Below are 24,865 nucleotides of genomic sequence, written 5' to 3'. Positions count from 1 at the left end.
AATTTAATTATTAATTGTTAACTTTTTAAGGTAAATACCATAATCATTTTTTTCTAAACTTTTTGCTAGTTCTAATAATTGTTCTTTGCTGATCAGTTTTTTTCTAAAAGCAATTTCTTCAGGACATGCCACTTTTAACCCCTGACGCTGTTCAATTGTCTGAATAAAATTACTCGCTTCTATCAGGCTGTGATGCGTGCCTGTATCCAGCCATGCAAAGCCCCGCCCCATCATCGCAACCGAAAGTTTACCTTGTTGCATATACAGATTATTGATGTCAGTAATTTCCAGCTCACCGCGAGGTGATGGTTTCAGGCTCTTAGCCAGCCTGACAACGTCGTTGTCGTAAAAATAGAGACCTGTTACTGCATAATTGCTTTTTGGCGTTTTCGGTTTTTCTTCAAGAGAAATAGCTTTACCATTCTCATCAAACTCAACAACGCCATAACGTTCCGGGTCGTTGACATGGTAAGCAAATACGGTTGCTCCTGAAGTTTGATCAACTGCTTTCATCAGCTCTTTTGGAAGGTCGTGTCCGTAAAATATGTTATCGCCCAGGACCAGCGCACAACTGTCATCGCCAATGAACTCTTCACCGATGATAAATGCCTGTGCAAGACCATCCGGGCTCTCCTGCACCTTATATTGAAGATTCAATCCCCATTGACTGCCATCGCCAAGTAGCTGTTCAAAGCGTGGTGTATCCTGCGGGGTGCTGATAATCAATATCTCTGTGATATCGGCCAGCATCAGTGTAGTTAGCGGATAGTAAATCATAGGCTTGTCATAGACAGGCAATAGCTGTTTACTTACGGCCATTGTTACAGGATACAAACGCGTGCCGGAGCCACCAGCGAGGATAATACCTTTGCGAGCCATATTTTTCTCTCAGGGAATTGATTATGAATATTTGATAGAAACTATATTATGCCAAAATTTCATTAATAGCATAGCGAACGCCATTCTGCCAATGTGGCAAAGTCAAATTAAAGCTTCTCTCAATCTTCGTTAAGTCTAAGCGCGAGTTGAGTGGCCTTTTCGCCGGAGTAATATATTCAGCAGTTTTGATAGGACTCAATTTTTTGATTTTCAGTCCGGTGCTATATTTTTCTGACTCTGTAAAAATTAAAGATGCATAATCAAACCAGGACGCTTCACCGGCTGCAGCGAGGTTATATATTCCTCTCAGTTCCGGATTAGCCTGAATCATGCGTAATGCATGAGCCGTAATATCAGCTATAAGCGCAGCGCCAGTAGGCGCACCAATCTGATCGTTGATGATACTAAGCGCTTCTTTTTCACTGCCCAGTCGCAACATCGTTTTAATAAAGTTATTGCTTCGTGACGCATATACCCAGCTGGTGCGAAAAATCAGGTATTGTATATCTGCTGCCGTTATAGCCTGCTCACCGGATAGTTTTGTTTTACCATATACATTACGTGGTTCAGGTTTGTCGCTCTCTCGCCACCGGTTATGCCCTTCTCCTGAATAGACATAATCAGTCGAGTAGTGAATCAGAATAGCATTAAGGTTTTTCGCTTCTTCAGCCATGACTTTAACACTGGTACTGTTGATCAGTTCAGCCAGATCGGGTTCAGATTCAGCTTTATCAACTGCAGTATAAGCAGCAGCATTGACAATGATATCGGGACGCAGGTTTTGTATGCTTTTGCGAATTTCTTCCGGTTGCGTCAAATCACCACACCACTCAGTTGAACGGGTGCTTAATGCAGTGATTTTTCCCAGTGGCGCAAGTGCACGTTGCAGCTCCCAGCCTACCTGTCCGGTTTTACCAAAGAGAAGGATGTGCATTAGTTGCGATCCTTATAGTTTTCCGACAGCCATTCGCGATAACTTCCGCTTTTAACGTTATCAACCCACTCGCTGTTCGCCAGATACCATGCCACCGTTTTCCTGATGCCACTCTCAAACGTCTCTGCCGGTATCCAGTGGAGCTCGCGGGTGATTTTACTGGCATCAATTGCATAGCGCCTGTCATGACCCGGACGATCGGTGACGTAGCTAATCTGATCTCTGTACGAGCCTGCTTTAGGCATCAGCTCATCCAGCAGCTGACAGATGGTCAATACCACATCGATATTTTTCTTTTCGTTATAACCACCGATGTTATAGGTTTCCCCCACTTTGCCCGCCGTTACTACGGTATAAAGCGCGCGCGCATGATCTTCTACATAGAGCCAGTCACGGATCTGATCGCCTTTGCCGTATACCGGGAGCGTTTTACCTTCAAGCGCATTGAGAATAACCAGCGGAATAAGCTTTTCCGGGAAGTGATAAGGGCCGTAATTGTTTGAGCAGTTGGTTACCAGTACCGGCAGGCCATAGGTGCGCTGCCAGGCGCGGACCAGATGGTCACTGGAGGCTTTAGACGCAGAGTAAGGACTGCTTGGCGCATACGGAGTGGTTTCAGTAAACAGCGGCAGCGGTGCATCCTGTTGCCATTCGTCCGGATGCGGCAGGTCCCCGTAGACTTCGTCAGTCGAAATATGGTGAAAGCGGAAAGCCGCTTTGCGTTCTGCGCTCAGCGCGTTCCAGTACTGACGCGCAGCTTCAAGCAGCGTGTAAGTTCCGACGACATTGGTTTCGATAAACGCTGCTGGACCAGTAATTGAGCGGTCAACATGACTTTCAGCCGCGAGGTGCATGACCGCATCTGGCTGATGTTTTGCAAAGATAGCTGCCATTGCCTGTGCATCACAGATATCGGCCTGCTCAAAAGCGTAACGCGCTGAATCTGCCACGGTGACCAGCGACTCCAGATTGCCGGCATAGGTCAGCTTGTCGACGTTGACGACAGAATCCTGCGTAGCATCAATGATGTGACGCACTACGGCAGAACCAATAAAGCCTGCACCGCCTGTAACTAATATTTTCACGCTTGTCGTCTCTCCTGGCAAATCCTGAAAAAAACCACGCTACCGCCCCTGGCTTACAGCTACCAGAATACTCATACGCTTTTGCTTTCAGCGCAGCCGGCAAAAGGCACAGAACATATTTAACAAATGTCGATTGTTAAGGCGCAGTTTAAAAAAAGTGATTCGATTTTCGTATGTTGATACACGAGTTACAAGCGTTAAAGAGTTAGTTTGTCAGGTGGCTGAATAAAAATTAGGCCAGAACGCGTTAACAGACTATTTATTAAACAGCTTTTTTACTGCATGCTAATAAAAATATGCACCGAGTCCAGCTTCAGGCTTTGAGCATCTCTGAAACGCAAAATGGGATAACCGCTGAGTTAGTCTGAACCAGCAGTTACCCCATTCATAAGTCTCTGTTAACTGTATATGCCTTACCGGCTTATAGAGTTATCTGAATCCATTCGGATTCTTCGACTGCCAGTTCCACGTATCGCGCATCATCGCGTCGATGCCGCGCGTGACGCGCCAGTCGAGTTCATTGTTCGCCAGCGTTGCATCTGCCCAGAAGGCGGGCAGGTCGCCGTCACGGCGCGGTTTGAACTCAAACGGGATCGCTTTACCGGAAGCCGCTTCAAACGCTTTGATCATCTCCAGCACGGAGAAGCCGACGCCGCCGCCGAGGTTGTAGGCTTTATAGCCCTCAACCTTGCTGAGGTGATCCAGCGCTTTCAGGTGCCCTTCTGCCAGATCGACAACATGAATATAGTCGCGCTGTGCAGTGCCGTCTGGCGTCTCATAGTCGTTACCGAATACGCCGAGCTTGTCGAGACGGCCAATCGCCACCTGCGCAATGTACGGCAGCAGGTTGTTCGGAATGCCGGTCGGGTCTTCGCCAATCTCGCCAGACTCATGCGCGCCTACCGGATTAAAGTAGCGCAGCGCGATAGCTTTGAATTTGGGTTCCGCTTTGGCGAAATCGCGCATCACAAACTCGGTCATCAGCTTGGAGGTGCCATAAGGACTGGTGGTGCCACCAATCGGCGTGGTTTCCACATAAGGAACCGGGGCGTCAGCACCATATACTGTGGCTGATGAACTGAAGATAAAGTTCCAGATGCCCGCGTCACGCATCTCTTCCAGCAGGACCACGGTGCCAGCTACGTTGTTTTCGTAGTATTCCAGCGGCTTACGCGTGGATTCCCCAACGGCTTTCAGCGCAGCGAAGTGGATCACAGCAGAGATGCTGTGGCTGGCAAACAGATCGCGCAGGCAGGCGCGGTCGCGGATATCGCCTTCAACGAATACCGCTTTTTTACCCGCCAGTTTTTCAACGCGGTTAATCGCTTCGCGTGATGCATTGCAAAGGTTATCCAGAACTACCACGTCGTCACCGCGCTCCAGCAGCGCCAGTACCGTATGGGATCCGATATACCCTGCCCCGCCCGTTACCAAAATAGCCATGTCTACTCCTTGGAAACCGCGCAGGCTGCGCGGTATGGGAATGCTTACTTATCCAGAATCTTATGAATCGCTTCGCGGAAGTCGCGGCCCTGTGCGTTGCTGCGCAGGCCATAGGAGACAAACGCCTGCATGTAGCCGAGTTTACGGCCGCAGTCGAAGCTGGTACCGGTCAGCAGCTGGGCATCAACCGGTTTGGTTTTGCTCAGCGACGCGATGGCGTCAGTCAGCTGGATACGGCCCCATGCGCCTGGCTCGGTTTTCTCAAGCTCAGCCCAGATGTCTGCAGACAGAACATAGCGACCCACTGCCGTCAGGTCAGAGTTCAGCTCAGCGGCATGCTCCGGCTTTTCAACGATGCTGGTGATCGTACTGATATCGCCCGGGTTGTCGATAGGCTGCTCGGTGGTCAGCACGCCATACTCAGAGAGATCTTCATTCGGCATATGTTTTGCCAGAACCTGGCTGCGACCGGTCTCTTCAAAACGCGCGACCATGGCGGCCAGGTTATAGCGCAGGTGATCGGCAGTAGAGTCATCCAGCAGTACGTCTGGCAGCACAACTACAAACGGGTTGTCGCCAATCATCGGACGCGCGCAGAGTACGGAGTGACCCAGACCCAGCGGATCGGCCTGACGAACGTTCATGATGGTAACGCCTGGCGGGCAGATAGACTGCACTTCGCTCAGCAGCTGACGCTTAACGCGCGCTTCCAGCAGGGCTTCCAGCTCGTAGGTTGTATCGAAGTGGTTTTCCACCGCATTTTTGGAAGCATGGGTGACCAGCACAATCTCCTTGATGCCTGCCGCCACGCACTCGTCAACGATATACTGGATCATTGGTTTGTCGACGATAGGCAGCATCTCTTTTGGAATGGCTTTAGTCGCAGGGAGCATATGCATACCGAGGCCCGCAACCGGGATTACTGCTTTAAGCTTGGTCATATTTGTTCCATTTTATGAAGTGTAGACATGCATCGATTATGCAGGAATGGCCGCTCGGGCAAGTATAATCTTTATCTGAAAAGCCGACACTAACTCTCTGTCACAGCATCAAAAATTAGTTATTTCAGGCGATGAGCAGCGGTAATTTTTCGGGCAAATTCAAGCGCTAAAGGCGGTCAAAAGCGTGACGTAAATAACATTCGGGCATGGGGTTGAGACCGTCGTTTTTCAGAATGATACGACGTGCATAGGATGGTCAGACAATAAACAGGGGCGCCGTGAAGAGCGCCCCTGCCGGTTGGATTCTGAGCCAGCGCGCAGGTGACCGGCATTGTCATGCAAATGACCCTGCCGATAGCCTGCCCGGACGTTCATTCTGCTTACACCATCTGCTCCAGAATTTTCGCCAGTTCCCCGTAGGCAATGTGCTGGTTAAACTCTGTTTCCACTTTATGACGCGCGGCAGCGACTACCGGTGCCACATCTATGTCCCCGCGTGACAGACGCAGCAGCGTGGCAGCCAGCTCATCAGCATCGTTCTCAGAGACCAGCCAGCCGCTGACGTTGTTCTGGATCAGCTCCGGAATGCCGCTGTGGTAGGTGGATACCACCGGCAGCCCTACCGCCATGGCTTCCATCAGCGCAACAGGGATCCCTTCCATATCACCGTCGGCGGCCGTTTTTGAGGGCAGGAGAAAAATGTCAGCGTCGTTGAGCGCCTGGCGGATCTCCTCCTGCGGCTTAAAGCCCGGCATGCTGACCATCTCTTTCAGGCCGGCACGGGCGATATGTTCGCGCATCATCCCTTCCTGCTCGCCATTGCCGATAATGGTGAATTCAAACTGGCCGCCTTTGTCGCGCAGAATTTCACTGGCTTTGACGGCAACGTCCAGCCCTTTTTTCTCGGTCAGGCGCGCCACAGAGACAATGCGCAGCGGCTGGTGAAACGCTTCGCGCGGCCGGAAGTTGAATTTCTCCGGTTCAATGCCCATGCGCGTCACGTGCACTTTTTCGCGCGGACAGCCCATCTCAATCAGCTTGTTCTCCCACAGGTGACTGATAGGCAGCATCAGCTCGCTCTGCTTAAACAGATTGACGTAATCCTGCTTGTGCTCTTCCAGAATATGGCGACGTGAGATATCAGCGCCGTGGAATACGGTTGCCTGCTTGCCTTTCAGCACGCCCAGTTCGCGCAGCTTGTTAGCCAGCGCGCCGGCGTAGCCAAAATGCACCAGAAAGACATCGGCGGTGAAGGTCTGTTTCGCATTAGCGACAATCGCCGGCAGTAGCAGCTTCTTCGCCTGTGCACCGTAGCGGCCCACGTTAAGCGATTTGATCAGCGCCGGTTTGGCAATCTTCGGCAGCATCAGGCCGATACGCTGCGTGAGCTTGTCGAGGTTCGATACCTTCTCTTCCGGCAGCAGATAGTGTGTTTTTGCCGCCAGGTTATAGTCGTCGAACGCGGCGTGACGGTTGATCATGTCACCCGGAAACACCGAGATGATTTCAACGTCATAGCCGGCATCAATAAAGTGAGTTACCTGGTTGAGGACAAACGTCTCAGAGGCAACCGGAAAACGCATGGTGAAAAAGGTTAACTTCATCACTTACCCCAGTACAGTCAGAAGTTTTTCGGTGATGCGGTTGCCTGTTTCACGCGCCTGCGCGACCGCGGTATTTACGTTAAGTTTTACATTGCCGTCGTCAGCCAGCACGTTCTTACGCTTTACGCGAGCCATCAGGCTCCGGGGCGTTTTCTGCTGCTGATAACAGCAGGCCGGATCGCTATCCTGCTCTGCGTACGCTGCCTGCAGTAAGTCAGTCATCCCGTGCAAAATTGCGCCATCACCGCCATTCCCGCAGGTATGATTACCCGCCAATAAAATCCTCATACAAACTCCAGATGTATTTTTGTAATTCTTACAAGCCGCCGCTTCTGTCCTGAGCAGCAAAGTGAACTCTGGCAAAAAAAACTGCAATGGGACAACGCCCGAAAAGTAATGCCAACTGCCTGTTATCTAACCTAAAGCTTCTTACGGGATTTCAGGGGCGCATAAATGTGACCCCTGTGTATCCCATTGGGGCGCATTAATGTGCCCCCTGCAGCGTTTATTTATCCCTTAAGGGCGAAATAAGGCATCGCAACCTGCTCGCCGTTGATCACTACCGACACAAATCCTTTTGGCTGACGCGTATCCACCTGCTCCGGTTTCAGCTCGCGTGACGCCATCAGCAGATCGCCCTGCTCATTGCCGCCGATGCCCGCTTTACCGTTATGCAGACTAAAGCGCTGCGGCGCCTGCTGGCTGCCGTTGCCTGGCGTGCCTTTGACCATCGTGGCGTCAACGCGCGCGCAGCGTCCGGTCATAAAGCGATCTTTGGCGGTGCTTTTTATCAGCACCACGGTGGCCGGCGTCCAGCCTGCCAGTCTGACCCAGACTTTGGTATCGGTGTCGGAACGTGCCACCAGCCGCACTTCCAGCACCGGGGAGCTGCCTTCGGCTGACCAGCTCGCCTCCGCTTTCTGCGTTTTGCGCTGCAGCTGGATCACCGCCCGTCCGCCGGTCTGCTTGCCGCCGGTCACCTCCATCATCGGCGCATTATCGGTGCCGGGGCTGAACTGTGACTGGCCAAACAGCTCAATCTCCCAGCTGTCGCCCACGTCCGGCGAGTAGAAGTTGCCCAGCTCAAACCAAGTCGCCTGGTTGGTGTTATTACTGAGGCGGAAGCGCGAGGTGATGTAGTTATATTTAAGGCTGCCGTCGATGGCGACGCCATAAGACTCCACGCGGGTGGAGCCCATCTCCCAGATGCTCAGCCAGCGCTCACCCTGCAGCGAGTTGTCGATCCAGCTGCCTGACTGCAGATTCGTCTGGCGCATATTGAGACGTGAGTTGCGCGCATTAAGCGGGTTTTTGCAATCTTCCAGGCTCAGCGCGTCGATGATCCACTGTCCGTTAGAGATATCGCCAGGATGCTCGCTGTGCTCAATCCAGCCGTTATGAATAATCGACTGACTGCAGCGCGGCAGGTTCAGCACCATCCCGCCGGTACAGCGCTGGGCGTTGAAGTTAGAGAGCTCTATCGCCGTGCTGTGATCCCAGGCGCCCGCTTTCTGACCTGACCAGCCCGCTTTGATAACATCACCGGTACAGGTATCGGCATACCACTGGTCAATTTTGCAGTCGAGCGTATCGAGCAGGCTGATTGAGGTGCCGCCCACGCGGTTAAAGCGCAGGCAGGCGCCGCGAAAGAACTGGCCGCCCGGACAGGTATTGCTGAACAGTCCCTGCCGGTTGGGCCGCTTGTCATTCTGGCCGTTGAAGTTGAGGTTGGAGATCTCAGTCCAGCGCGCTTTGACTTTAAACACAAAGTCGGAGCGGCCATCAGAGACCAGCGTGGTCGCCGGAAAATAGCCGAAGTTAACCATCGCGCCGGAGATGCGGAAAAAGCGTTGCTCCTCCTCGCCGAAGTCACAGCCGGTGACAAAGAACTTACCGGCCGGAAACTGCACGCAGATTGGCTGACTGTTATCGAGCGACCACTGATACATCGCTTTGATGGCCGGCGCCGCATCCGTTTTGCCGTCGGCGATAGCGCCAAACTCAAACAGAGTCAGGCGGTTAAAATCTTCCACCACGCGCCGCCAGTAAAAACCGCTGCCGCTGAAGATGACGCCATCATCATCGCGCGCGTCGCCGTACGTTCCGACAAATTCGCCGCCACCCACTTCCAGCCCTTCATGCCAGCTCTTGAGCTTGATCTTGGCACCGGCAAACAGCGGACGGGTTTTACGCAGCTCCTCAACGGAGGGGATCTCGCCAATCAGCTGATAGCCGTTTGGCTGGGCCAGACGCTGGCTGAAATTATTCTGGCCGGGGCGTGAGACATCGGTGATGGAGAAGAGCGTGTTTCCTTCGCTGTCTTCCACCGCCATGGAGTGCGCCGGATTGGCGATCAGCGCAGCATTATCATGGATAAACTGCGCAAAATTACCTTTGTTCAGCGCGATCGGCTGAGTGATTTGCGCCACTTTACCGCTGGCGTCGCGCAGATACACCGGTATCTGATTGCCTTTCTGGCTGGCGTCGCTGCCCGCTTTACCGATCCACAGCCTGCCTTCAAAGTTCTGCCAGAACTGCGGCGGCATGGTATAGACATTTTCCGGCGTAAGGATGGGCACATCGCCCTGCGGCACGCTGGCCGGATCGACCGGCTTCAGCGCGGGCTGGCCGCTTTTCGCCGCATAGCTGGAAAACGCGCTTACGGAAAGCGCGGTGACAATGGAGGAGGCGGCTGCCTGCAACACTTCTCTTCTTTTCATGCTGATAATCCCGTGGTCAAAGTCAGTGTGTCCCGGCAGGCATAAAAAGGCGTGACGCTTATACCAGCGCCAGCCAGCTCTGTTTGATCTGATTACCGTCAAACTTGAGTGCGGTCTCTTTTGTCTTATCGCTCATAGCAAAGAACAGGGCGTCATCGCTGGCAAGCTGCTCCATCCGCGCCAGAAAAGCGGCTTTATCGTTCATCGGCACCAGGAAACCATCTGCGCCGTGGTTGATGATCTCCTGCGGGCCGGTCGGGCAGTCATAGGCAACCACCGGCAGGGACCAGGATTTCGCCTCCAGCAGCACCAGCGGCAGCCCTTCATAGCGCGACGTCATCAGCGCCATATCGCTGTCGTGGTAGTAGTCATTGATGTTGCTGACCTTGCCGACAAAGTTCACGCTGTTGGTAATGCCGAGTGCGGCCGCCTGCTCATGCAGCTGCTGGCGCAGCTCGCCATCGCCGGCAATCGCCAGCGTCCACTCCGGATGCTTTTTGCTGAAATCTGCCCAGATATCCAGCAGCAGATCGAACCCTTTCTGGTGATCAAGCCGCCCGACCGCCAGCGCCTGGCGGCTGCGCTGACGCCGTTCAAAGCCTTTGTACACCACCGGATTGGGGATCTGCTGGCTGCGGATATGCCAGCGGCTGAAGACCTGCTGATCTTTATCCGTCAGGACAATCACGCGATCGTAGTAGCGCAGCAGCAGCCACTTCATGAGTTTGATCGGCTTACTGAAGGAGTTGATAGCGATATGCTCGCAGGCGTAGGCCTTGAAGGTTTTTTTCTTCAGCATCATCAGGTTCCAGAACGCAAACATAACGCTCAGACGGCCCATACTGATGAGGAAAACGCTGTCGAAGCCTTCCTGATGGATACGTGCTACGGCACTTTTGATCGGGTTGCTGTGGCCTTCAAAACTGACGATCTCTTTTACATGTGTAAAGGGGTAAAAGGTTTCGCCATGGCCCTCAAGGGAGTAAACAGTGACGGCGTGCTCTTCACCGAGGCACTCTGACATGAAGTTACAGATGTTCTCGGTGCCCGCATAGGAGTAGGCATCTTTGATCACCAAAACGACTTTTTTCATTTAACGCTTTCCACCTCAAAAATAGTGAACGTAAAACCCATACTGGCTGCATGACTGCACGCAAACATGCGGATTTCAGCGATGCTTCAGGGCAAAAAGGACGCCATTCACCATATACCAGGTGTAATAGTAATAGACTTTTAATGGGTTGTTTTTGTAGATAATTCTTAATAATTCCAGGTGCCATTTCGCCGCTTTATTTTTGTTGCGCGACAGCGAATCACCCAGCTCGTAATAGTTCACCAGCGTTTTGCGGATCACCCGCGCCTGTTTGTAGCGGGAGAAGAGCTCATACAGGAAAAGAAAGTCTTCATGCCCTTTGCGCTGGAAGAAGATCCCCTGCGGCGGACGACGGAAGCAGACGGATGAAAAGCAGACGCGATACTGCTTCTTCACGAAATTATCCTGCTGCAGGTACGGTTTGCCCCAGGTGATATCGTGTTCGGCGCTCTGCGTTTTATAGTGGTAGTGGGTAATAACGAAGTCATCACCGGCGGCAATGGCGGCAGCCTGCTCAGCCAGCTTCTCAGCGTGCCACTCATCATCGCTGTCGAGAAACGCGATAATCTCTTCGCTGGCAGCACGCAGTCCGACGTTGCGCGTTTCTGCTGCGCCCTGGTTAACCTCATTGCTGAGGATAGTAATGCGCGCATCCTGGCAGTGCTCACGCACCAGGGCCAGAGAGTCATCCGTGGAGGTGTCGTTAACCAGATAGAGATGCCAGTCGCTGTAGGTCTGTTTAACAATCGACTCTACCGCGCGCAGTACCGTTTTACGTGCGTTATACATCGGCATCACAATACCGATGGTGCCAACATGATTTGTCATTTTTATTGCCCGGAGTGTCAGGAACCAAAAAAATTGCTCCCGCGCAGGGAGCAAGTGAATGTGTGTCAGGAGACCGCTTTTCTGCCGCCAAACCGCGATTTCACCTTATCCTTCAGGCGATTCATAAAGTAGGCGCGGTTGTCGCGGTTGGTCAGGAAAAAGTAGCGGGCAAAGCTCAGGCTCGCCTGCAGCGATTTACCGTCCATCTTGTAGCGCAGCGGCAGTTTAAATGCCTTATAGGTATGGACGTCTCGCGTCGTCAGATGCGGCTTCATGCTATCCAGCCAGAAGTAGGAGTATTTCACCGACTCCCCTTTATGCTTAGAGCCAAATTTGGTCACCAGGTGATAGGTTGCCAGCGGTTTGGCAATCATCACAAACTCGTAGCCCATGCGATCGGCGCGGATGCAGAAATCGTAATCCTGATGGCGGATGTAGCGCGTATCGAACTGGATTTTCAGCGCATCCTCGCGCTTCAGCACGATGGTACTGGTCTGGATAAAGCCGTAGCAGCCAAACAGATATTCAGCGACGGTCTCATTTTTGCCCGGCGCCTGCATCGGCATCACTTTCAGAAAGTGGCCATCCTGGTGGATATTGACCTGGCTGAAAATGACGTAGCGTGACCGCCCCTGCGCTTCCAGACGCGCAATGGTGTCGCGTACCTCTGCAAGTTTGTTCGGGTGCCACTCATCATCCGCATCGAGGAAGCTGATAAAGTCGCCTTCAGCCAGTTCAATACCTTTGTTACGGGCGCCGGCGCCGTTGAGTTTGACCTCAGAGAGCTCCAGCTTAATTGTCAGCTCCTGATAGCGCTCACCCTGCACCACCTGCGCCAGCTCGGCCGCATCAGCTGATTTGTCATCCACAATGATGACTTCAAAATTACGATAGCTTTGCGCTTTAACGCAGTCGAGCGTGGTGATAATCGATTTCGACGCGTTATACGCCGGAATAACGATTGAGAAGCGAATGTCCTGCATTGCCAGCACCTCTTAAACAGCTGTTCCAGATCCAACGGTAGCGCGAGCAGGCCATGGAAAGAAATCGGTTTTATTCCGAAAAATCATACCGTTATTACTCTTTCTTCTGAGGATGCCGCATACCATTACGGAAATACCAAAGATTGTGCTGTGTGTCTGTTTTGCGGTGCAAAACGCACCAAAAAGGGGTGAGCCCGAAAAGCCCCTGCCCTGCGGTAAGCCGCTATTCTTCACCATAAAAACGGGGCGGATAAACCGCCCCGTGAAGGTGTTATTTAGCTTTTGGCTTCTTTGCCGTATTCGTAGTTGTAGTAGTCGTAGCCATAACCGTAGGCGTTTGACGCTTTGCGTACCACGGCGTTGAGGATCACGCCCTTGATCTCGATGCCGTTCTGCGCAAAGCGCTTGTAGCTGACATCCAGTTCTTTCGTGGTGTTGGTCTCAAAGCGTGCAACCATCAGCGACGTTCCAGCCAGCTTACCAATGATGGATGCATCGGTAACCGCCAGAATTGGTGGGGTATCGATCAGCACCAGATCATAGTTCTTGCTCGCCCACTCCAGCAGCTCACCCATACGACGATGCATCAGCAGTTCAGACGGGTTAGGTGGCACCTGACCGCGTGGCAGGAAATCAAAGCCGTAGACGCCGCGCTGAATCATCGCCGGAGAGAACTCAGTCTTGCCGGAAAGGACGTTAGAGAGGCCCTGCTTGTTATCCGCACCCAGCAGCTCATGGGTATAGCCGCGACGCATATCACCATCGATAAACAGTACGCGCTGACCCGCTTTGGCGACCAGGGTTGCCAGGTTGGCACAGACAAAGGTTTTACCAATGCCCGGGCTGGCGCCGGTGATCATCAGGATGTTGTTCTTCGCTTCCATCATCGCAAAGTGCAGGCTGGTACGCAGGCTGCGAATCGCTTCGATGGAGAGGTCAGTCGGGTTACCCAGCGCCAGCAGCGTATTGTGCGGATCGCTCTTCTCTTTGTGACCACGACGCGCCAGGGCTTCGGTATCTTTCTTGCGCTGCCACTCAGAGAGCGGGACGCTGGCGTAGACGTTCATGCCCAGCTCTTCCAGCTGCTCAGGATTGTCGATACCGTGATGGAACAGCGCTTTCAGCAGCACCAGACCAACCGAGAGCACCAGACCGAGAATCAGACCAGCCAGTACAATCAGCGTTTTCTTCGGTGCAACCGGGCTACCGGCCGTTTCAGCGTTATCGATGATACGCACATCACCTACGGTGCTCGCCTTGCTGATCCCCAGCTCCTGCTGACGGTTCAGCAGCTGCATGTAGATCTCCTGACCGGACTGTACGTCACGCGTCAGTCGCAGGATCTCCTGCTGCGTCTGCGGCATAGAGGAGATGCGCTTGTTCAGCTGAGCCTGCTCCGCTTCTAGCGTTTTGCGTTTATCCAGCAGCGCGCGGTAGGTCGGGTGATCTTTGGTGAACAGCTGCGATACTTCCGCTTCACGGAAGGTCAGCTCGTTCAGCTGGCTCTGCACGCTGACAGAGGTATCCAGAGCGGATTTGGCTTCCAGCGACATATCCACTGACGCGTTCTGACGACGGAAGGTGTTCAGCTTATCTTCCGCATCATCCAGCTTGGCGCGCACCTGAGGCAGCTGATTGCGCAGGAACTGCAGGCTCTTTTCCGCCTGTTCAGATTTACGCTCAACGTTCTGCAGCAGGTAGTTGTTGACGATCTGGTTCAGGACACGACTCGCCTGCTCCGGATCTTCATCACGATACTCAAGGCCCAGTACGCCGGTGCTTTTGCCTTTATCGGCTACGGTCAGCGCGCCCAGAACGGTTTTAATCGCCTGCAGGTCGGTCAGTTTCGTGACGCTGAAGGTCGTGCCTTCATCCGCCTGAATACCGCTGACCAGCATAGTGACTTCGCCATGCTGCTCCAGCTGACCCACGCGGCCCTTGAACAGCTCGTCGCCGTCGCTGCTTACGGTATAGGTATCTGCACCGGTTACTTCCAGCTCAACGGTACGCTTATCGATGCTGCGCGGGATTTCCAGGCGTGAGATAGCGATCTGGCCTGGCTTGTTACCCATCAGGCGCGACAGGCCTTTACCGATAACCGGGAAGTAGTGCTGCTGCACCACGCTGTCCAGGCCCAGGTCCTGAACGGTTTTACCGATAACCATACGGGATTCAAGGATCTGAATCTCGGTATCGGATGCCGGCATGGCTGGCAGAACGTCGGTCAGGTCGTTCAGCACCGAAGCGGTGTTCTTCTGCTCAACCTGAACCATGGCGTCTGCGCTATAGATTGGCGTCGCAAACAGTGTGTAGAGCGTTGCCACCAGCATAAAGAAGGCGGTAACGGCAACAATGATCCAGCGGTGATCAACCAGCTGTCCCACAAGATGCGCCAGATCCCATCCATTCGAATCTTCTTTTGGCGCGGTCATGACCTTGTTTTTAATATTCATGGATAATCCCAACTATCGGCTTAATACGTTGACCCATTTCTGGGTTGCGTTGTCCAGTAACCCGTACACAGCGTCGAAGGCCTCACGGCTCTTTCGGTACGGGTCCGCAATTTCCTGTTGATTAAGCCAGTGCCCCAGCAGCATCGTTTTTCCGCGCGCGGCGGGATCGATGCGGTTGACCTGCTCAATGTGGCGCTTCTCCATCACCAGAATCAGGTCGAAGTCACGGCACATCTCTGCCGTTAACTGCTGCGCCTGATGTCCGTCGAGCGAGAGGCCATGTTCAGCGGCAACCTCACTGGCCATCTTATCGGCCGGGTACCCTTCCAGGGCACCCAGGCCCGCCGAGGCCACGCGCGTTTGCGGCAGTGCACGCTTCAGCAGCCGCTCGGCGGTTGGCGAACGGCAGATGTTACCCACACAGACCACTAACACTGACTTAATCATGGTAAAACCTTAGTTCGACCAGTTGCGGAAGCGCAGCGCTGACGAGCTTGCATCGTCGATACCTACGATGGTCGGCAGCAGTCCGGAGATAACGCGGTTCCAGCGGGTAATCGGTGTCGCGGTGACGTAGACGATGTCATACGGTTCCAGCTGGAACTCCGTACCCATCACCATTGACGCCGCATCCTTGGTATTCAACTGATAGATGTTGGCGATTTTGGTGCGGTTCGCGCCGCGAATCGGACGGATAACGAACACGCCGGTTGCATCAGAGGTGGTCTGATCCATACCCTGCGCGTTGCCCAGTGCTTCTGCCAGCGTCATGCCGCTGCGATCCATCTTCAGCGTAGCCTGCTGACGCACTTCACCCATCACAAAGACTTTCAGGTCGTCATTACGCGGAACGTAAAGAATGTCGCCCGGATAGAGCAGATGGTTCTGGCTGAGGTCGCCATTTTGCATCAGCGCCTGCAGCGAAATACGCTGCTCGCGGCCGTTGTGCGTCAGCACGACGTTGCGCCAGTCAGCATCAGCAGCCAGGCCACCCGCGGCGTTAACCGCATCCAGCACGGTAAGCGGCACGTTGGTGATAGGCTGCTGACCGGAAGTGGTCACTGAACCGGTGATATACGCTTTCTGCGAGCGGAAAGCCGCCAGGTTAACATCTACCTGCGGGCTTTCAATGTACTGCGCCAGACGGCGCGCAATCTCAGCACGCACTTCCGTTACGGTGCGACCCGCAACGCGTACCTTGCCGATGTACGGATAGAAAATCGTACCGTCAGCCTGTACCCAGTTGCCGGTGTCGCTGGCGCTGCGATACTGGCCGGCCGGGGTCGTCAGCTCCGGGTGATCCCAGACGGTGACATTCAGCACGTCGCCCACGCCGATGCGGTATTCGTAGCTCTGAATCTCGTTCTGCAGCTGTGGGTTAGCCTGTGCAACCAGTGGCTTAGGACGCATCTGTTCAACCAGACGAGGAGTCATCGGGAAGACGTTTACGTATTTATCGATGTCAAAGTTGCTATCCTGTTGCTCAATGACATCTTTTCCGCTGGTCGTAAGGTGCGAACCTGGTTCAATGGTGCACCCGGAGAGAAAAGTTGCGGATACCAGTAAAGGTATCAATTTAGTTTTCATTATCATCTGGTTATTCGCTATCAGTTAATGATTGATAGAGGCGAAAACGCCGCTGTGTAAGCGTCTTACAAAAATTTAATTTAACGGGTTAAACACTGAAACTGTGGGTCATTATCATTGCTCCCTTGGTTTTTATGTTGTCACCGTGCCCCCGGACGACATCAATTAAAGCGGAATAGTGCAGCTCAACAACCTCTCCGCTTTAATCAGGCTCGATAATGGCAGTGTTCAGATAACAAGACTCCCAGCACCGGCAGTTATTCAGCGAGAGAGATACCCTCCCCCGCCTTCGCTGTCTATCAATATGCGCCGTCGCGCTTAAGCACTACGCCGACTGTCTTAAACAGAATCGCGATGTCATTCCACAGCGACCAGTTTTTGACATACCACGAGTCGAAATAGACGCGTGTTTCGTAGTCAACGTCGTTACGACCGCTGACCTGCCACAATCCCGTCATGCCTGGCTTCGCCATCAGGTAGTAATCTACATCCCCGGCATAACGGCAGAGTTCATCTTCAATCACCGGACGCGGCCCGACAAGGCTCATGTCACCACGCACCACGTTCCACAGCTGCGGCAGCTCATCCAGACTGGTTTTACGGATAAAATGGCCGACTTTGGTAATACGCGGGTCGTTTTTCAGTTTGAAATCTTTATCCCACTCCGCTCGCGCAACCGGATCGGTGCGCAGCACCTCCTCCAGCACTTCTTTGGAGTTAATCACCATTGAGCGGAACTTCAGGCATTTAAACTTACGTCCGTTCATACCGACGCGTTCGTGACCGTAAATCGGCGGTCCGCCATCGCGGCCAACCATAAAGCCGAGGACCAGCAGCGCCGGCGACAGCGCCACGATAATACCGAGCGCACCAACGATATCGAACGCGCGCTTGAGGAAGCGCGAGGTACGCTTCGCCAGGTTATTGTTTACACGCAGAATCATCACTTCGTGGCTGAAGATATAGGCCATATCCGTACCATAGAGCGGTACACCACGCAGCGTCGGAATAACGGAGACTGAACGGCAATTGTGCATAGCCAGGTTTTTCAGCCACAGATCGCGATGCTGACTCTGCTCAGACTCAACCGCAACGATAAACTGCGTTTCGCTGTTGGTTAACTGCCAGAGCTCAGCTTCGTTATGCAGCACAGGTACGCCGGAAATGCTGGCCTGCGGACAGCTGCCGTCGACATCAAAGAAGGCGATAACGTCAAAGCCCATCACCTCTTCACTCTGCAGCGCCTGCCAGGCTTCCTGTGCGTTACGGCTGCTGCCAATGATGATGGTCTGCTTTTTCCACATACCAAAATGGTTCAGTACCCGTTTGGAAACGGCACGCGCCACCGGGATCAGGATCAGCGCCAGAATCCAGGTGAGTACCCAGACAAAACGCGACATCTGCCACTGCGATAATGCAGAAATAGACAAATCGATAACCGAGAAAATAAACACGGTACGAAATATCTCTTTCAGCTCAAACCAGAAAGGTTTGCGGTAAGTGTAATGGCGCAGACGGACCCAGAACCAGCCCGTACAGATAATTGACAGACAGATGTGAGTAGCAATTTTTAAATTGAGATCTTTTTCAGAGATATCAGCCAGTGGCGAGTCAGATAATGAATTAATCAGGGCGAGTGCAATAAACAACGCCGCGTTAAAACAAATTAAATCTGAGCACGCCAGTAAAAATTTGGTCAGAAGACTTTTATATGTAAATTCGTTATCGCGCATATTTAACTCTTTTATTTTATTTCCCTAATCCCTAACGCTACAGGCCTGTGTAATAAATGAGCGATACTCAGTCGGAGCCTGTTGAGCAAACTGCGGCGAACTCCCCGGTATTTAGGTCAATTCTCTATTGCTTTTCGCCAGAAAATTGTGATAAATACCAACGGATTAGTCTGAGTTCCATTGCCGCTACACCAGACAGTTCATTTCCTGTTTAAGCCGGTTCAGGCACGCTACCGCCCCTGGCTGTCGCTGCCAATACCGCCTGCTCATCCTGTTTTGCGCTTTTTTAACCATTTTTCCAGGATAACTCCTGGCAGGATCGTGCAGGTTCACAATTCACAACTTTAAAATGCATTACCCTGCGCTATTAACCAGATTGGCGCAGACATTTACTGACACGTTGCTATACTAGTTATTACTGGCTTGTTTACAAGTAGGGCCCGTGCCCCCTGTGCTATTTTAGGAAAAAGACTACCAGCCATTAGTAATGACGCCACATCTGCCGCGCAATCAGCGGTGAAAATTCAGAATTATTCGGATATACGATTGGTAAAATGTACGCGGCAAACCTCACCACCTGGCATAACAATTAATTGTGCGCGACGCCCCTCCTCCTGCATTCTTAATCCATACATTTTGCTTATTTTGCCTGCTGCACTCTGAACATTTTCCCGATTGACACGTATAACCTTATACCAGCAGGGTCGGCAGGGTTTTGCCCTGTTTCCGGCCATTCACTATCATCAGATTAAACCCATTTTGAGACATTACGGTGACATGAGTATGTGGGAGTGGATCTTTGATCCGTCGCTCTGGGCGGGATTAGTAACGCTAATCATTCTGGAGCTGGTGCTGGGCATTGATAACCTGGTGTTTATTGCCATTCTGGTCGAAAAGCTGCCGCCGCTGCTGCGCGACCGGGCGCGCGTGATTGGCCTGATGCTGGCGCTGCTGACCCGCCTCGGGCTGCTGGCCTCGCTTTCATGGCTGGTCACGCTGACACAGCCTCTGCTCACCCTCTGGCAGCATAGCTTCAGCGCACGCGATCTGCTGCTGCTGCTGGGCGGTATTTTCCTGCTCTATAAAGCGACCACTGAGCTAAATGCGCGACTCGAAGGGGGTGACGATGAGGGTGGTCAGAATAAGAACGGCGCTAAATTCTGGCCGGTGGTGGCGCAGATCGTGGTGCTGGATGCTATTTTCTCCCTCGACGCCGTCATCACAGCAGTGGGCATGGTCAATGAGCTGCCGGTAATGATGGCCGCGGTCACCATTGCTATTCTGCTTATGCTGCTCGCCAGCAAGCCGCTGACACGTTTTGTGAATAGTCATCCCACGATTGTAATCCTCTGCCTGAGCTTTCTGCTGATGATTGGCTTCAGCCTGGTTGCAGAGGGGTTTGGCTTTGTTATTCCCAAAGGGTATCTCTACGCCGCTATCGGTTTCTCTATTCTGATTGAAATGCTCAATCAGCTGGCGAGCTTTAATCGCCGCCGCTTTTTGTCAGCCGGCCGTCCGCTACGCCAGCGCACGGCCGAAGCGGTCCTGCGCATTCTGCGCGGAGAGGCGCAGCGTGCTGAACTGGATGCGGATACGGCCTCGCTGCTGAGCCATAGCGATGAAGGCGCTCTGTTTAATCGTCAGGAGCGGCTGATGATCGCCCGGGTGCTGGGGCTGGCGCAGCGGCAGATCAACACCATTATGACCTCCCGGCACGATGTGGAATCGGTTGATTTAAGTGAAGCGCCTGAAGAGATTATGGCGAAGCTCGATCGCAATCAGCACACGCGTATTCTGGTGACGGAAAATGGCCGCGATCCGCTGGGGGTGGTGCACGTTATCGATCTGCTGCATCAGTCGCTGCACAGTGATTCCCTTGACCTGCGCGCGCTGATCCGTCAGCCGCTGGTGTTTCCGGAACGGGTAACGCTGCTGCAGGCGCTGGAGCAGTTTCGCCAGGCGCGCACGCATTTTGCCTTTATTGTCGATGAGTTTGGCTCCGTCGAAGGCGTCGTGACGCTGAGCGACGTGATGGAGACTATCGCCGGTAATCTGCCTAATGAAGGAGAGGAGCTGGATGCGCGCTACGATATTGAACCCGGCCCGCAGGGAGGCTGGATCGCAAACGGGCATATGCCGCTGGACGATCTGGCGCTCTATGTCGCGCTGCCGGTAAATGATAAACGCGATTATCACACGCTGGCCGGCCTGCTGATGGACACGCTGCAGCATGTCCCCGAAGAGGGTGAAGAGCTGCGGATAGGAGATTACCTGCTGCGCGCGCTGCAGGTGGACAATCATCGGGTGCAGAAAGTGGAAATTATGCCGCATCCTTTATCAGAAGCGCCGTAGCAGCGTCCCTGTAAACGTAGGGGGCGCATTAATGCGCCCCTGGTGAATCCACAATCCGACATTCGGGCGCCGTAAACGACGCCCCTACAAAACCGTAGGGGGCGCATTAAGGCGCCCCTGGCGTGTTTATGCGACCCAGCCGTGTTGATGCGCCCCTGGTGGTTAACGCGCACCTGCCGTATTAATGCGCTCCTGACGGGTGGCGATCGAGCCACTGATTAAGACGCGATTTCGCTTCGCTCTGCAGCTGCTGGCGCACAACATCATCTATCGGCAGCGAATATTGCAGTTTGTCCCAGCGACCATACATACGGAGCGGAATGGGCTGCTGATTCAGGACTTTTGCCAGACGCTCGTCCCCTTTCCAGCCGCGCAGCATCATATTGATGGTGACATCCAGCTGCTGTTGCACAACGTCAACGGTTCCGCGCGTCTGAAGCGCCAGCTGGCTGCTGCCGCCCTGCAGATCGGTAAACGCTACTTTTCCCTGCTGCAGGCTGATATGGCCCGCCAGCTGCTGTATGCCCTGGCTATCAGGCTGATCGTTGGTGACCTCACTACTGGCGCGCGCGACGGCGCGGCGTACCATCTGTTGCAGATTAAGCTGCGTAAGCTGCAGATTGGTGGCCTCAAGATCGGCACTGCCCTGCCAGTTCTGCTTCGCCTCTTCTACACTCAGCCCGGCTCCACTCACCTTACCCTGCAGCGATAGCGTCCCCTCAAGCGCAGCGGGCAGCGCCAGCGCTTTCAGCAGAGGGGCAATCGCAATATTCTCCAGTTCAGGCTGAAACGCAGCCCGGGTAACCGGCTGCCGGATATCAATCTGACCCGGCAGCGAGAAATGACCGTCACCCAGCCGGCCCTGTAACCGGCTGAGCGTCATCAGACCCTGCTGATTGCTGGCGTCGATCTGCAGGTTACTGAGCGTCAGCCCGCGCCACTGGCTCTGGTCCGCCTTCAGGGCAAGCTGCAGATCGAGCGTATTAAGCGGTGAATCGGCGTTATTGCGCAGTACCGGTTCCGCAATGACCGGCGGCTGCACCGGCGCGGCCTGCACGGTCCCGCTGCCGCTGCTGACCGGGGTACTGACGGCGAGGTTATCGATGTTCAGCGAGGTTGCATGCAGCGCCAGGCGCAGCTGCTGCGGCATCGCAATACGTCCTTCCGCGCTGCCCTGCAGCGTACTGTCATTGGCGGTAAGCTGCAAATCGGCCAGCGAGAACTGCTGTTTATCGGCGTTCCATATCGCTTTTCCGCTCAGCGCGCCTTTAATGCCCTGTACCGGCAGGTTCGCGCCATCCAGCGCATAATCAAGCTGCGCCAGCTCGCCGCTGACCTGATGCGGATAGCGTGAGACATCCATCTCGCCCTGCAGGGCAACGCTGAGGTTGCGCTGGTTACGCGACAGGCGCGTGCTCAGCTCAATGTGGTTCTGTTTGCGGCTGTCCTGATCCAGGCTCAGATTAAGATTGCGGAAGTTGTACTCTTCTCCGCCCGGCTGCTGCCAGATAAGCAGGCTGTCAGCCACGCGCAGTTTCGCAATGGCCAGGCTCCAGCTCTGTGAGGCGGCTAATGCCGGCTCGCTGTCGCCAGGGCCGATGGGGGCGCCGCCAGGCTTCTGCGGCGCGCTCTCCGGCGTGGCGCGGATAATCGCGTTTTTCAGCATTACCTGACTGACGCTGAGCTGATGCGTGAGCAGCGGCCAGAGGTCGACGTCCAGCCGCATATTTTCGGCGGTCACCAGCGGCTGGCTGGCACCGGGTGCGGTGAGGCTCATACGTCCGGAAAGAATGCTGAGCTGAGGCCAGACGTGCCAGCGCAAATCGCTGCCCGTGACCAGCTGATAACCACTGCGCTGCTCTACCTGTTTTACCATGTAGGCGCGAAAGTCATTGGGGTTAACCAGTAGTACCAGTGCGGCCATCCCTGCCACCACTACCACTAACAGGATGGCCAGCGTGGTTATCAATCTTCTCATTGCATCCTCAATGTGATGATCCGCGCCTCGTCAGCCCTGCCCGGGCGCGGGTACAGCGATTAATCTTTATCGATACGGCTGGCGTCAGCACCCTGCTGACCGCGATATTTTGCATCTTCACGCCGGTTATAGGGACGTGCGGCCGGGCCCGACAGCGGTTCAAAGCTCAGCGCTCCAATCAGCATACCGGGACGCAGCGCCAGCGGCAGCTTGCCGGAGTTGTAAAACTCCAGCACGATACGCCCCTGCCAGCCCGGATCGATGCGGTGTGCCGTAACGTGAACCATTAACCCTAGTCGTGCCAGGGAAGAACGTCCATCCAGCCAGCCAACCAGATCGTCCGGAATGGTCACCGACTCCAGCGTCACCGCCAGCGCCAGCTCACCCGGATGCAGGAAAAACGCTTCGCCATCCGGTAATACAATCTCGTCACTCATCACCCGATCCAGCGCGGCGCTTACCGCCTGCTTGGGTCCGCTCAGATCGATAAAGGCGGCAGTATGGCCGCTGAAGGTACGAAACCCATTACCCAGCCGCACATCCACCGTGGCGCCGTTAATGCGTTCCACCGGCGGACGCGGCTCAATGGCCAGCTTGCCGCTGTCGAGCCAGGCTTCAATATCGCGATCGCATAATCTCATCGCAGAAACTCCCTAATTAAAGTGTAGCGAAAGGCCGCCAGCACGGTGACAGCCCTGACGCATTCGATCCATGCCGAAACAGCGTATTAAAGATACTGATTAATTTTCGCTTTGAGAATATCGATAGCGATACGGTTCTTACCGCCGCGCGGCACAATAATGTCGGCGTACTGTTTGGAAGGCTCGATAAACTGCAGGAACATCGGACGGACCGTTTTCTGATACTGATTCATGACGGAATCCATAGAGCGACCGCGTTCATTCACGTCGCGCTTCATGCGGCGCATCAGACAGATATCCAGCGGGGTGTCGACAAAAATAGAGAAGTTCATCTCCTGACGCAGGCGCGCGTCAGTGAGCAGCAGAATGCCCTCAAGGATAATCACTTTTTTTGGCTTCAGATGAATGCTTTCGCTGGTGCGGGTATGTTCAACGTAGCTGTAAACCGGCAGATCGATATCCTGTCCTGACTTGATCGCACGCAGATGCTGCAGCAGCAGATCGTGATCCATTGCGCTCGGATGGTCATAGTTGGTTTTTACCCTCTCTTCCATGGTGAGGTGGCTTTGATCTTTATAGTAGGCATCTTCGGGGATCACACCGATATGCTCGTCACCGACCTGGTCACGGATTTCACGAAAGAGCGTGCTGGCAATAAGGCTTTTTCCGGATGCAGATGCACCTGCGATGCCAACGATCACGCACTGATGGGACTTGTCAGTCATACTTTTTTGAGACCTGATAACTGGGAGCACGCCTCTGCCGAAGCAGCAACGGGCCAAATGAGAGGGTTTGGTGGCGGCAATTATAGGTATTTCGCCGGTTTGACGCCAGAGTAAATGCGGCGGCGCCCTTTTTCAGAAAATCTCCTTTTGGCAGGCAGCCGCTGAACCGATAGACTGTCGGGCTGCCCGCGCCCGGTTTGTGCGGGTCGCCCGTTAGCCCTGCAAGGAAAAATATGAGCTGGAGAACACTGACCTATTTTGGCGACAGCATGCTGCTGATCCCCACCGCGGTGATCATCGCCCTGGTGCTGCCGTGGAAAAGCAGCAGTCAGCGTACCGTCTGGTACTGGCTGCTGGCGTTTGGTCTCGCCGGGCTGCTGGTCAGCCTGTCTAAAATTATGTTTCTTGGCTTTGGCATCGGCAGCGCACGCTTTAACTTCACCGGCTTCAGCGGCCACAGCGCGATGTCCTCCACGCTCTGGCCGGTAATGATGTGGCTGATCTCCGGGCGCTGGTCCACTTTCTGGCGCGCCGTGACGATCGCCATCGGGTATGCGATCCCGCTGATGGTGGGTTTCTCCCGCCTGGTTATTCATGCGCACTCCGTCAGTGAAGTGCTGGCGGGCCTGCTGCTCGGTTTTACCCTGAGCAGCGCGTTTCTCATCAGCCAGCGCCGCACGGTATTGAAAGGCTTTAGCGCCCTGCAGGTTGGCGTCGCCTTCCTGGTGCCGCTGCTGCTGATGGGTCACGGGCGCGTCGCCACCACGCAGCAGTTCCTGGAGCGTCTGTCGGTCAAGCTCGCCGGACTGGAAAAACCGTTTAAGCGTGCCGACCTTTTTCGCTGACAGCGCCATGACTTAAGCCAATTCAGCGTAAAGATCCTGTC

Annotated in this window: 20 protein-coding genes; 2 read left to right on the top strand and 18 right to left on the bottom strand. The window is 54.1% G+C overall.

What is annotated here, in order from left to right:
* Window positions 1-3: 3 nt before the first annotated feature.
* From rfbA to wbaP, 15 genes are all read right to left on the bottom strand, one after another.
* The gene (gene rfbA, locus FS690_RS01105; RefSeq protein ID WP_145338948.1) at window positions 4-879 is read right to left on the bottom strand and encodes a glucose-1-phosphate thymidylyltransferase RfbA; all 876 of its coding nucleotides are present in this window, start codon (window positions 877-879) and stop codon (window positions 4-6) included.
* A gap of 46 nt (window positions 880-925) precedes the next feature.
* Window positions 926-1,813: a dTDP-4-dehydrorhamnose reductase gene (rfbD, locus tag FS690_RS01100; RefSeq protein WP_145338947.1), complete on the bottom strand. Its 888-nt coding sequence runs from the start codon at window positions 1,811-1,813 to the stop codon at window positions 926-928.
* The gene (gene rfbB / locus FS690_RS01095; protein ID WP_145338946.1) at window positions 1,813-2,898 is read right to left on the bottom strand and encodes a dTDP-glucose 4,6-dehydratase; all 1,086 of its coding nucleotides are present in this window, start codon (window positions 2,896-2,898) and stop codon (window positions 1,813-1,815) included. The genes rfbD and rfbB overlap by 1 nt, the downstream gene beginning before the upstream one ends.
* Window positions 2,899-3,327: 429 nt before the next feature.
* Complete coding sequence (gene galE / locus FS690_RS01090; RefSeq protein ID WP_145338945.1) at window positions 3,328-4,341, bottom strand: UDP-glucose 4-epimerase GalE; 1,014 nt, start codon at window positions 4,339-4,341, stop codon at window positions 3,328-3,330.
* A gap of 44 nt (window positions 4,342-4,385) precedes the next feature.
* Window positions 4,386-5,282 (bottom strand): UTP--glucose-1-phosphate uridylyltransferase GalF, encoded by an 897-nt coding sequence (gene galF, locus FS690_RS01085; RefSeq protein WP_065648921.1) that lies wholly within the window; start codon window positions 5,280-5,282, stop codon window positions 4,386-4,388.
* A gap of 380 nt (window positions 5,283-5,662) precedes the next feature.
* Window positions 5,663-6,886, bottom strand: coding sequence for a glycosyltransferase (locus FS690_RS01080; protein WP_039385372.1), 1,224 nt, complete (start codon window positions 6,884-6,886; stop codon window positions 5,663-5,665).
* 3 nt (window positions 6,887-6,889) lie between these two features.
* On the bottom strand, window positions 6,890-7,174 hold the full coding sequence (locus tag FS690_RS01075) for a hypothetical protein (protein WP_145338944.1): 285 nt from the start codon (window positions 7,172-7,174) through the stop codon (window positions 6,890-6,892).
* 221 nt (window positions 7,175-7,395) lie between these two features.
* Window positions 7,396-9,606, bottom strand: a complete 2,211-nt coding sequence (locus tag FS690_RS01070; RefSeq protein WP_145338943.1) for a phage tailspike protein — start codon at window positions 9,604-9,606, stop codon at window positions 7,396-7,398.
* 58 nt (window positions 9,607-9,664) lie between these two features.
* Window positions 9,665-10,699 carry a glycosyltransferase gene (locus FS690_RS01065; protein WP_145338942.1) on the bottom strand — a complete coding sequence of 345 codons (1,035 nt, stop codon included), beginning with the start codon at window positions 10,697-10,699 and terminating at the stop codon, window positions 9,665-9,667.
* A 75-nt stretch (window positions 10,700-10,774) separates the two neighbouring features.
* Entirely contained in the window at window positions 10,775-11,527 is a 753-nt protein-coding gene (locus tag FS690_RS01060) for a glycosyltransferase family 2 protein (RefSeq protein ID WP_104085192.1), read from the bottom strand.
* 65 nt (window positions 11,528-11,592) lie between these two features.
* Entirely contained in the window at window positions 11,593-12,510 is a 918-nt protein-coding gene (locus FS690_RS01055) for a glycosyltransferase family 2 protein (RefSeq protein WP_094111749.1), read from the bottom strand.
* A gap of 275 nt (window positions 12,511-12,785) precedes the next feature.
* Window positions 12,786-14,963 carry a tyrosine-protein kinase Wzc gene (gene wzc / locus FS690_RS01050; protein ID WP_039385383.1) on the bottom strand — a complete coding sequence of 726 codons (2,178 nt, stop codon included), beginning with the start codon at window positions 14,961-14,963 and terminating at the stop codon, window positions 12,786-12,788.
* Window positions 14,964-14,975: 12 nt separating this feature from the next.
* Window positions 14,976-15,410, bottom strand: a complete 435-nt coding sequence (locus tag FS690_RS01045; protein WP_039385385.1) for a protein-tyrosine-phosphatase — start codon at window positions 15,408-15,410, stop codon at window positions 14,976-14,978.
* A gap of 9 nt (window positions 15,411-15,419) precedes the next feature.
* A complete protein-coding gene (locus tag FS690_RS01040) occupies window positions 15,420-16,550 on the bottom strand; it encodes a polysaccharide export protein (protein WP_175540437.1) in 1,131 nt (376 codons plus the stop codon).
* A gap of 299 nt (window positions 16,551-16,849) precedes the next feature.
* Entirely contained in the window at window positions 16,850-18,283 is a 1,434-nt protein-coding gene (gene wbaP / locus FS690_RS01035; protein ID WP_039385388.1) for an undecaprenyl-phosphate galactose phosphotransferase WbaP, read from the bottom strand.
* Window positions 18,284-19,066: 783 nt separating this feature from the next.
* Between wbaP and FS690_RS01030 the strand changes: the two genes are divergently transcribed.
* Window positions 19,067-20,635, top strand: a complete 1,569-nt coding sequence (locus FS690_RS01030; protein ID WP_145338941.1) for a TerC family protein — start codon at window positions 19,067-19,069, stop codon at window positions 20,633-20,635.
* Window positions 20,636-20,816: 181 nt separating this feature from the next.
* On the opposite strand, the gene asmA is transcribed toward FS690_RS01030, so the two are convergent.
* From asmA to udk, 3 genes are all read right to left on the bottom strand, one after another.
* Window positions 20,817-22,613, bottom strand: a complete 1,797-nt coding sequence (asmA, locus tag FS690_RS01025) for an outer membrane assembly protein AsmA (RefSeq protein WP_145338940.1) — start codon at window positions 22,611-22,613, stop codon at window positions 20,817-20,819.
* A 59-nt stretch (window positions 22,614-22,672) separates the two neighbouring features.
* Window positions 22,673-23,254 (bottom strand): dCTP deaminase, encoded by a 582-nt coding sequence (gene dcd / locus FS690_RS01020; RefSeq protein ID WP_039385394.1) that lies wholly within the window; start codon window positions 23,252-23,254, stop codon window positions 22,673-22,675.
* Between the two features lie 86 nt (window positions 23,255-23,340).
* Window positions 23,341-23,979 carry a uridine kinase gene (gene udk, locus FS690_RS01015; protein WP_039385396.1) on the bottom strand — a complete coding sequence of 213 codons (639 nt, stop codon included), beginning with the start codon at window positions 23,977-23,979 and terminating at the stop codon, window positions 23,341-23,343.
* A 233-nt stretch (window positions 23,980-24,212) separates the two neighbouring features.
* Here udk and FS690_RS01010 point away from each other — a divergent pair, with 233 nt between their 5' ends.
* Window positions 24,213-24,824, top strand: a complete 612-nt coding sequence (locus FS690_RS01010; protein ID WP_039385398.1) for a phosphatase PAP2 family protein — start codon at window positions 24,213-24,215, stop codon at window positions 24,822-24,824.
* Window positions 24,825-24,865: the final 41 nt, after the last annotated feature.

Source organism: Pantoea sp. PSNIH1, assembly GCF_007680655.1.
GTDB classification, from domain to species: Bacteria; Pseudomonadota; Gammaproteobacteria; order Enterobacterales; family Enterobacteriaceae; genus Pantoea; species Pantoea eucrina.
Note: the sequence above shows the minus strand (reverse complement) of the source record. Positions and strands in the feature narration are given on the sequence as shown.

Bases quoted from the DNA above. Each gene is read 5' to 3' on its own strand.
- rfbA (WP_145338948.1), bottom strand. From the start codon at position 879: ATGGCTCGCAAAGGTATTATCCTCGCTGGTGGCTCCGGCACGCGTTTG.
- rfbD (WP_145338947.1), bottom strand. From the start codon at position 1,813: ATGCACATCCTTCTCTTTGGTAAAACCGGACAGGTAGGCTGGGAGCTG.
- galE (WP_145338945.1), bottom strand. From the start codon at position 4,341: ATGGCTATTTTGGTAACGGGCGGGGCAGGGTATATCGGATCCCATACG.
- galF (WP_065648921.1), bottom strand. From the start codon at position 5,282: ATGACCAAGCTTAAAGCAGTAATCCCGGTTGCGGGCCTCGGTATGCAT.
- FS690_RS01080 (WP_039385372.1), bottom strand. From the start codon at position 6,886: ATGAAGTTAACCTTTTTCACCATGCGTTTTCCGGTTGCCTCTGAGACG.
- FS690_RS01075 (WP_145338944.1), bottom strand. From the start codon at position 7,174: ATGAGGATTTTATTGGCGGGTAATCATACCTGCGGGAATGGCGGTGAT.
- FS690_RS01070 (WP_145338943.1), bottom strand. From the start codon at position 9,606: ATGAAAAGAAGAGAAGTGTTGCAGGCAGCCGCCTCCTCCATTGTCACC.
- FS690_RS01065 (WP_145338942.1), bottom strand. From the start codon at position 10,699: ATGAAAAAAGTCGTTTTGGTGATCAAAGATGCCTACTCCTATGCGGGC.
- FS690_RS01060 (WP_104085192.1), bottom strand. From the start codon at position 11,527: ATGACAAATCATGTTGGCACCATCGGTATTGTGATGCCGATGTATAAC.
- FS690_RS01055 (WP_094111749.1), bottom strand. From the start codon at position 12,510: ATGCAGGACATTCGCTTCTCAATCGTTATTCCGGCGTATAACGCGTCG.
- wzc (WP_039385383.1), bottom strand. From the start codon at position 14,963: ATGAATATTAAAAACAAGGTCATGACCGCGCCAAAAGAAGATTCGAAT.
- FS690_RS01045 (WP_039385385.1), bottom strand. From the start codon at position 15,410: ATGATTAAGTCAGTGTTAGTGGTCTGTGTGGGTAACATCTGCCGTTCG.
- FS690_RS01040 (WP_175540437.1), bottom strand. From the start codon at position 16,550: ATGAAAACTAAATTGATACCTTTACTGGTATCCGCAACTTTTCTCTCC.
- wbaP (WP_039385388.1), bottom strand. From the start codon at position 18,283: ATGCGCGATAACGAATTTACATATAAAAGTCTTCTGACCAAATTTTTA.
- FS690_RS01030 (WP_145338941.1), top strand. From the start codon at position 19,067: ATGTGGGAGTGGATCTTTGATCCGTCGCTCTGGGCGGGATTAGTAACG.
- asmA (WP_145338940.1), bottom strand. From the start codon at position 22,613: ATGAGAAGATTGATAACCACGCTGGCCATCCTGTTAGTGGTAGTGGTG.
- dcd (WP_039385394.1), bottom strand. From the start codon at position 23,254: ATGAGATTATGCGATCGCGATATTGAAGCCTGGCTCGACAGCGGCAAG.
- udk (WP_039385396.1), bottom strand. From the start codon at position 23,979: ATGACTGACAAGTCCCATCAGTGCGTGATCGTTGGCATCGCAGGTGCA.
- FS690_RS01010 (WP_039385398.1), top strand. From the start codon at position 24,213: ATGAGCTGGAGAACACTGACCTATTTTGGCGACAGCATGCTGCTGATC.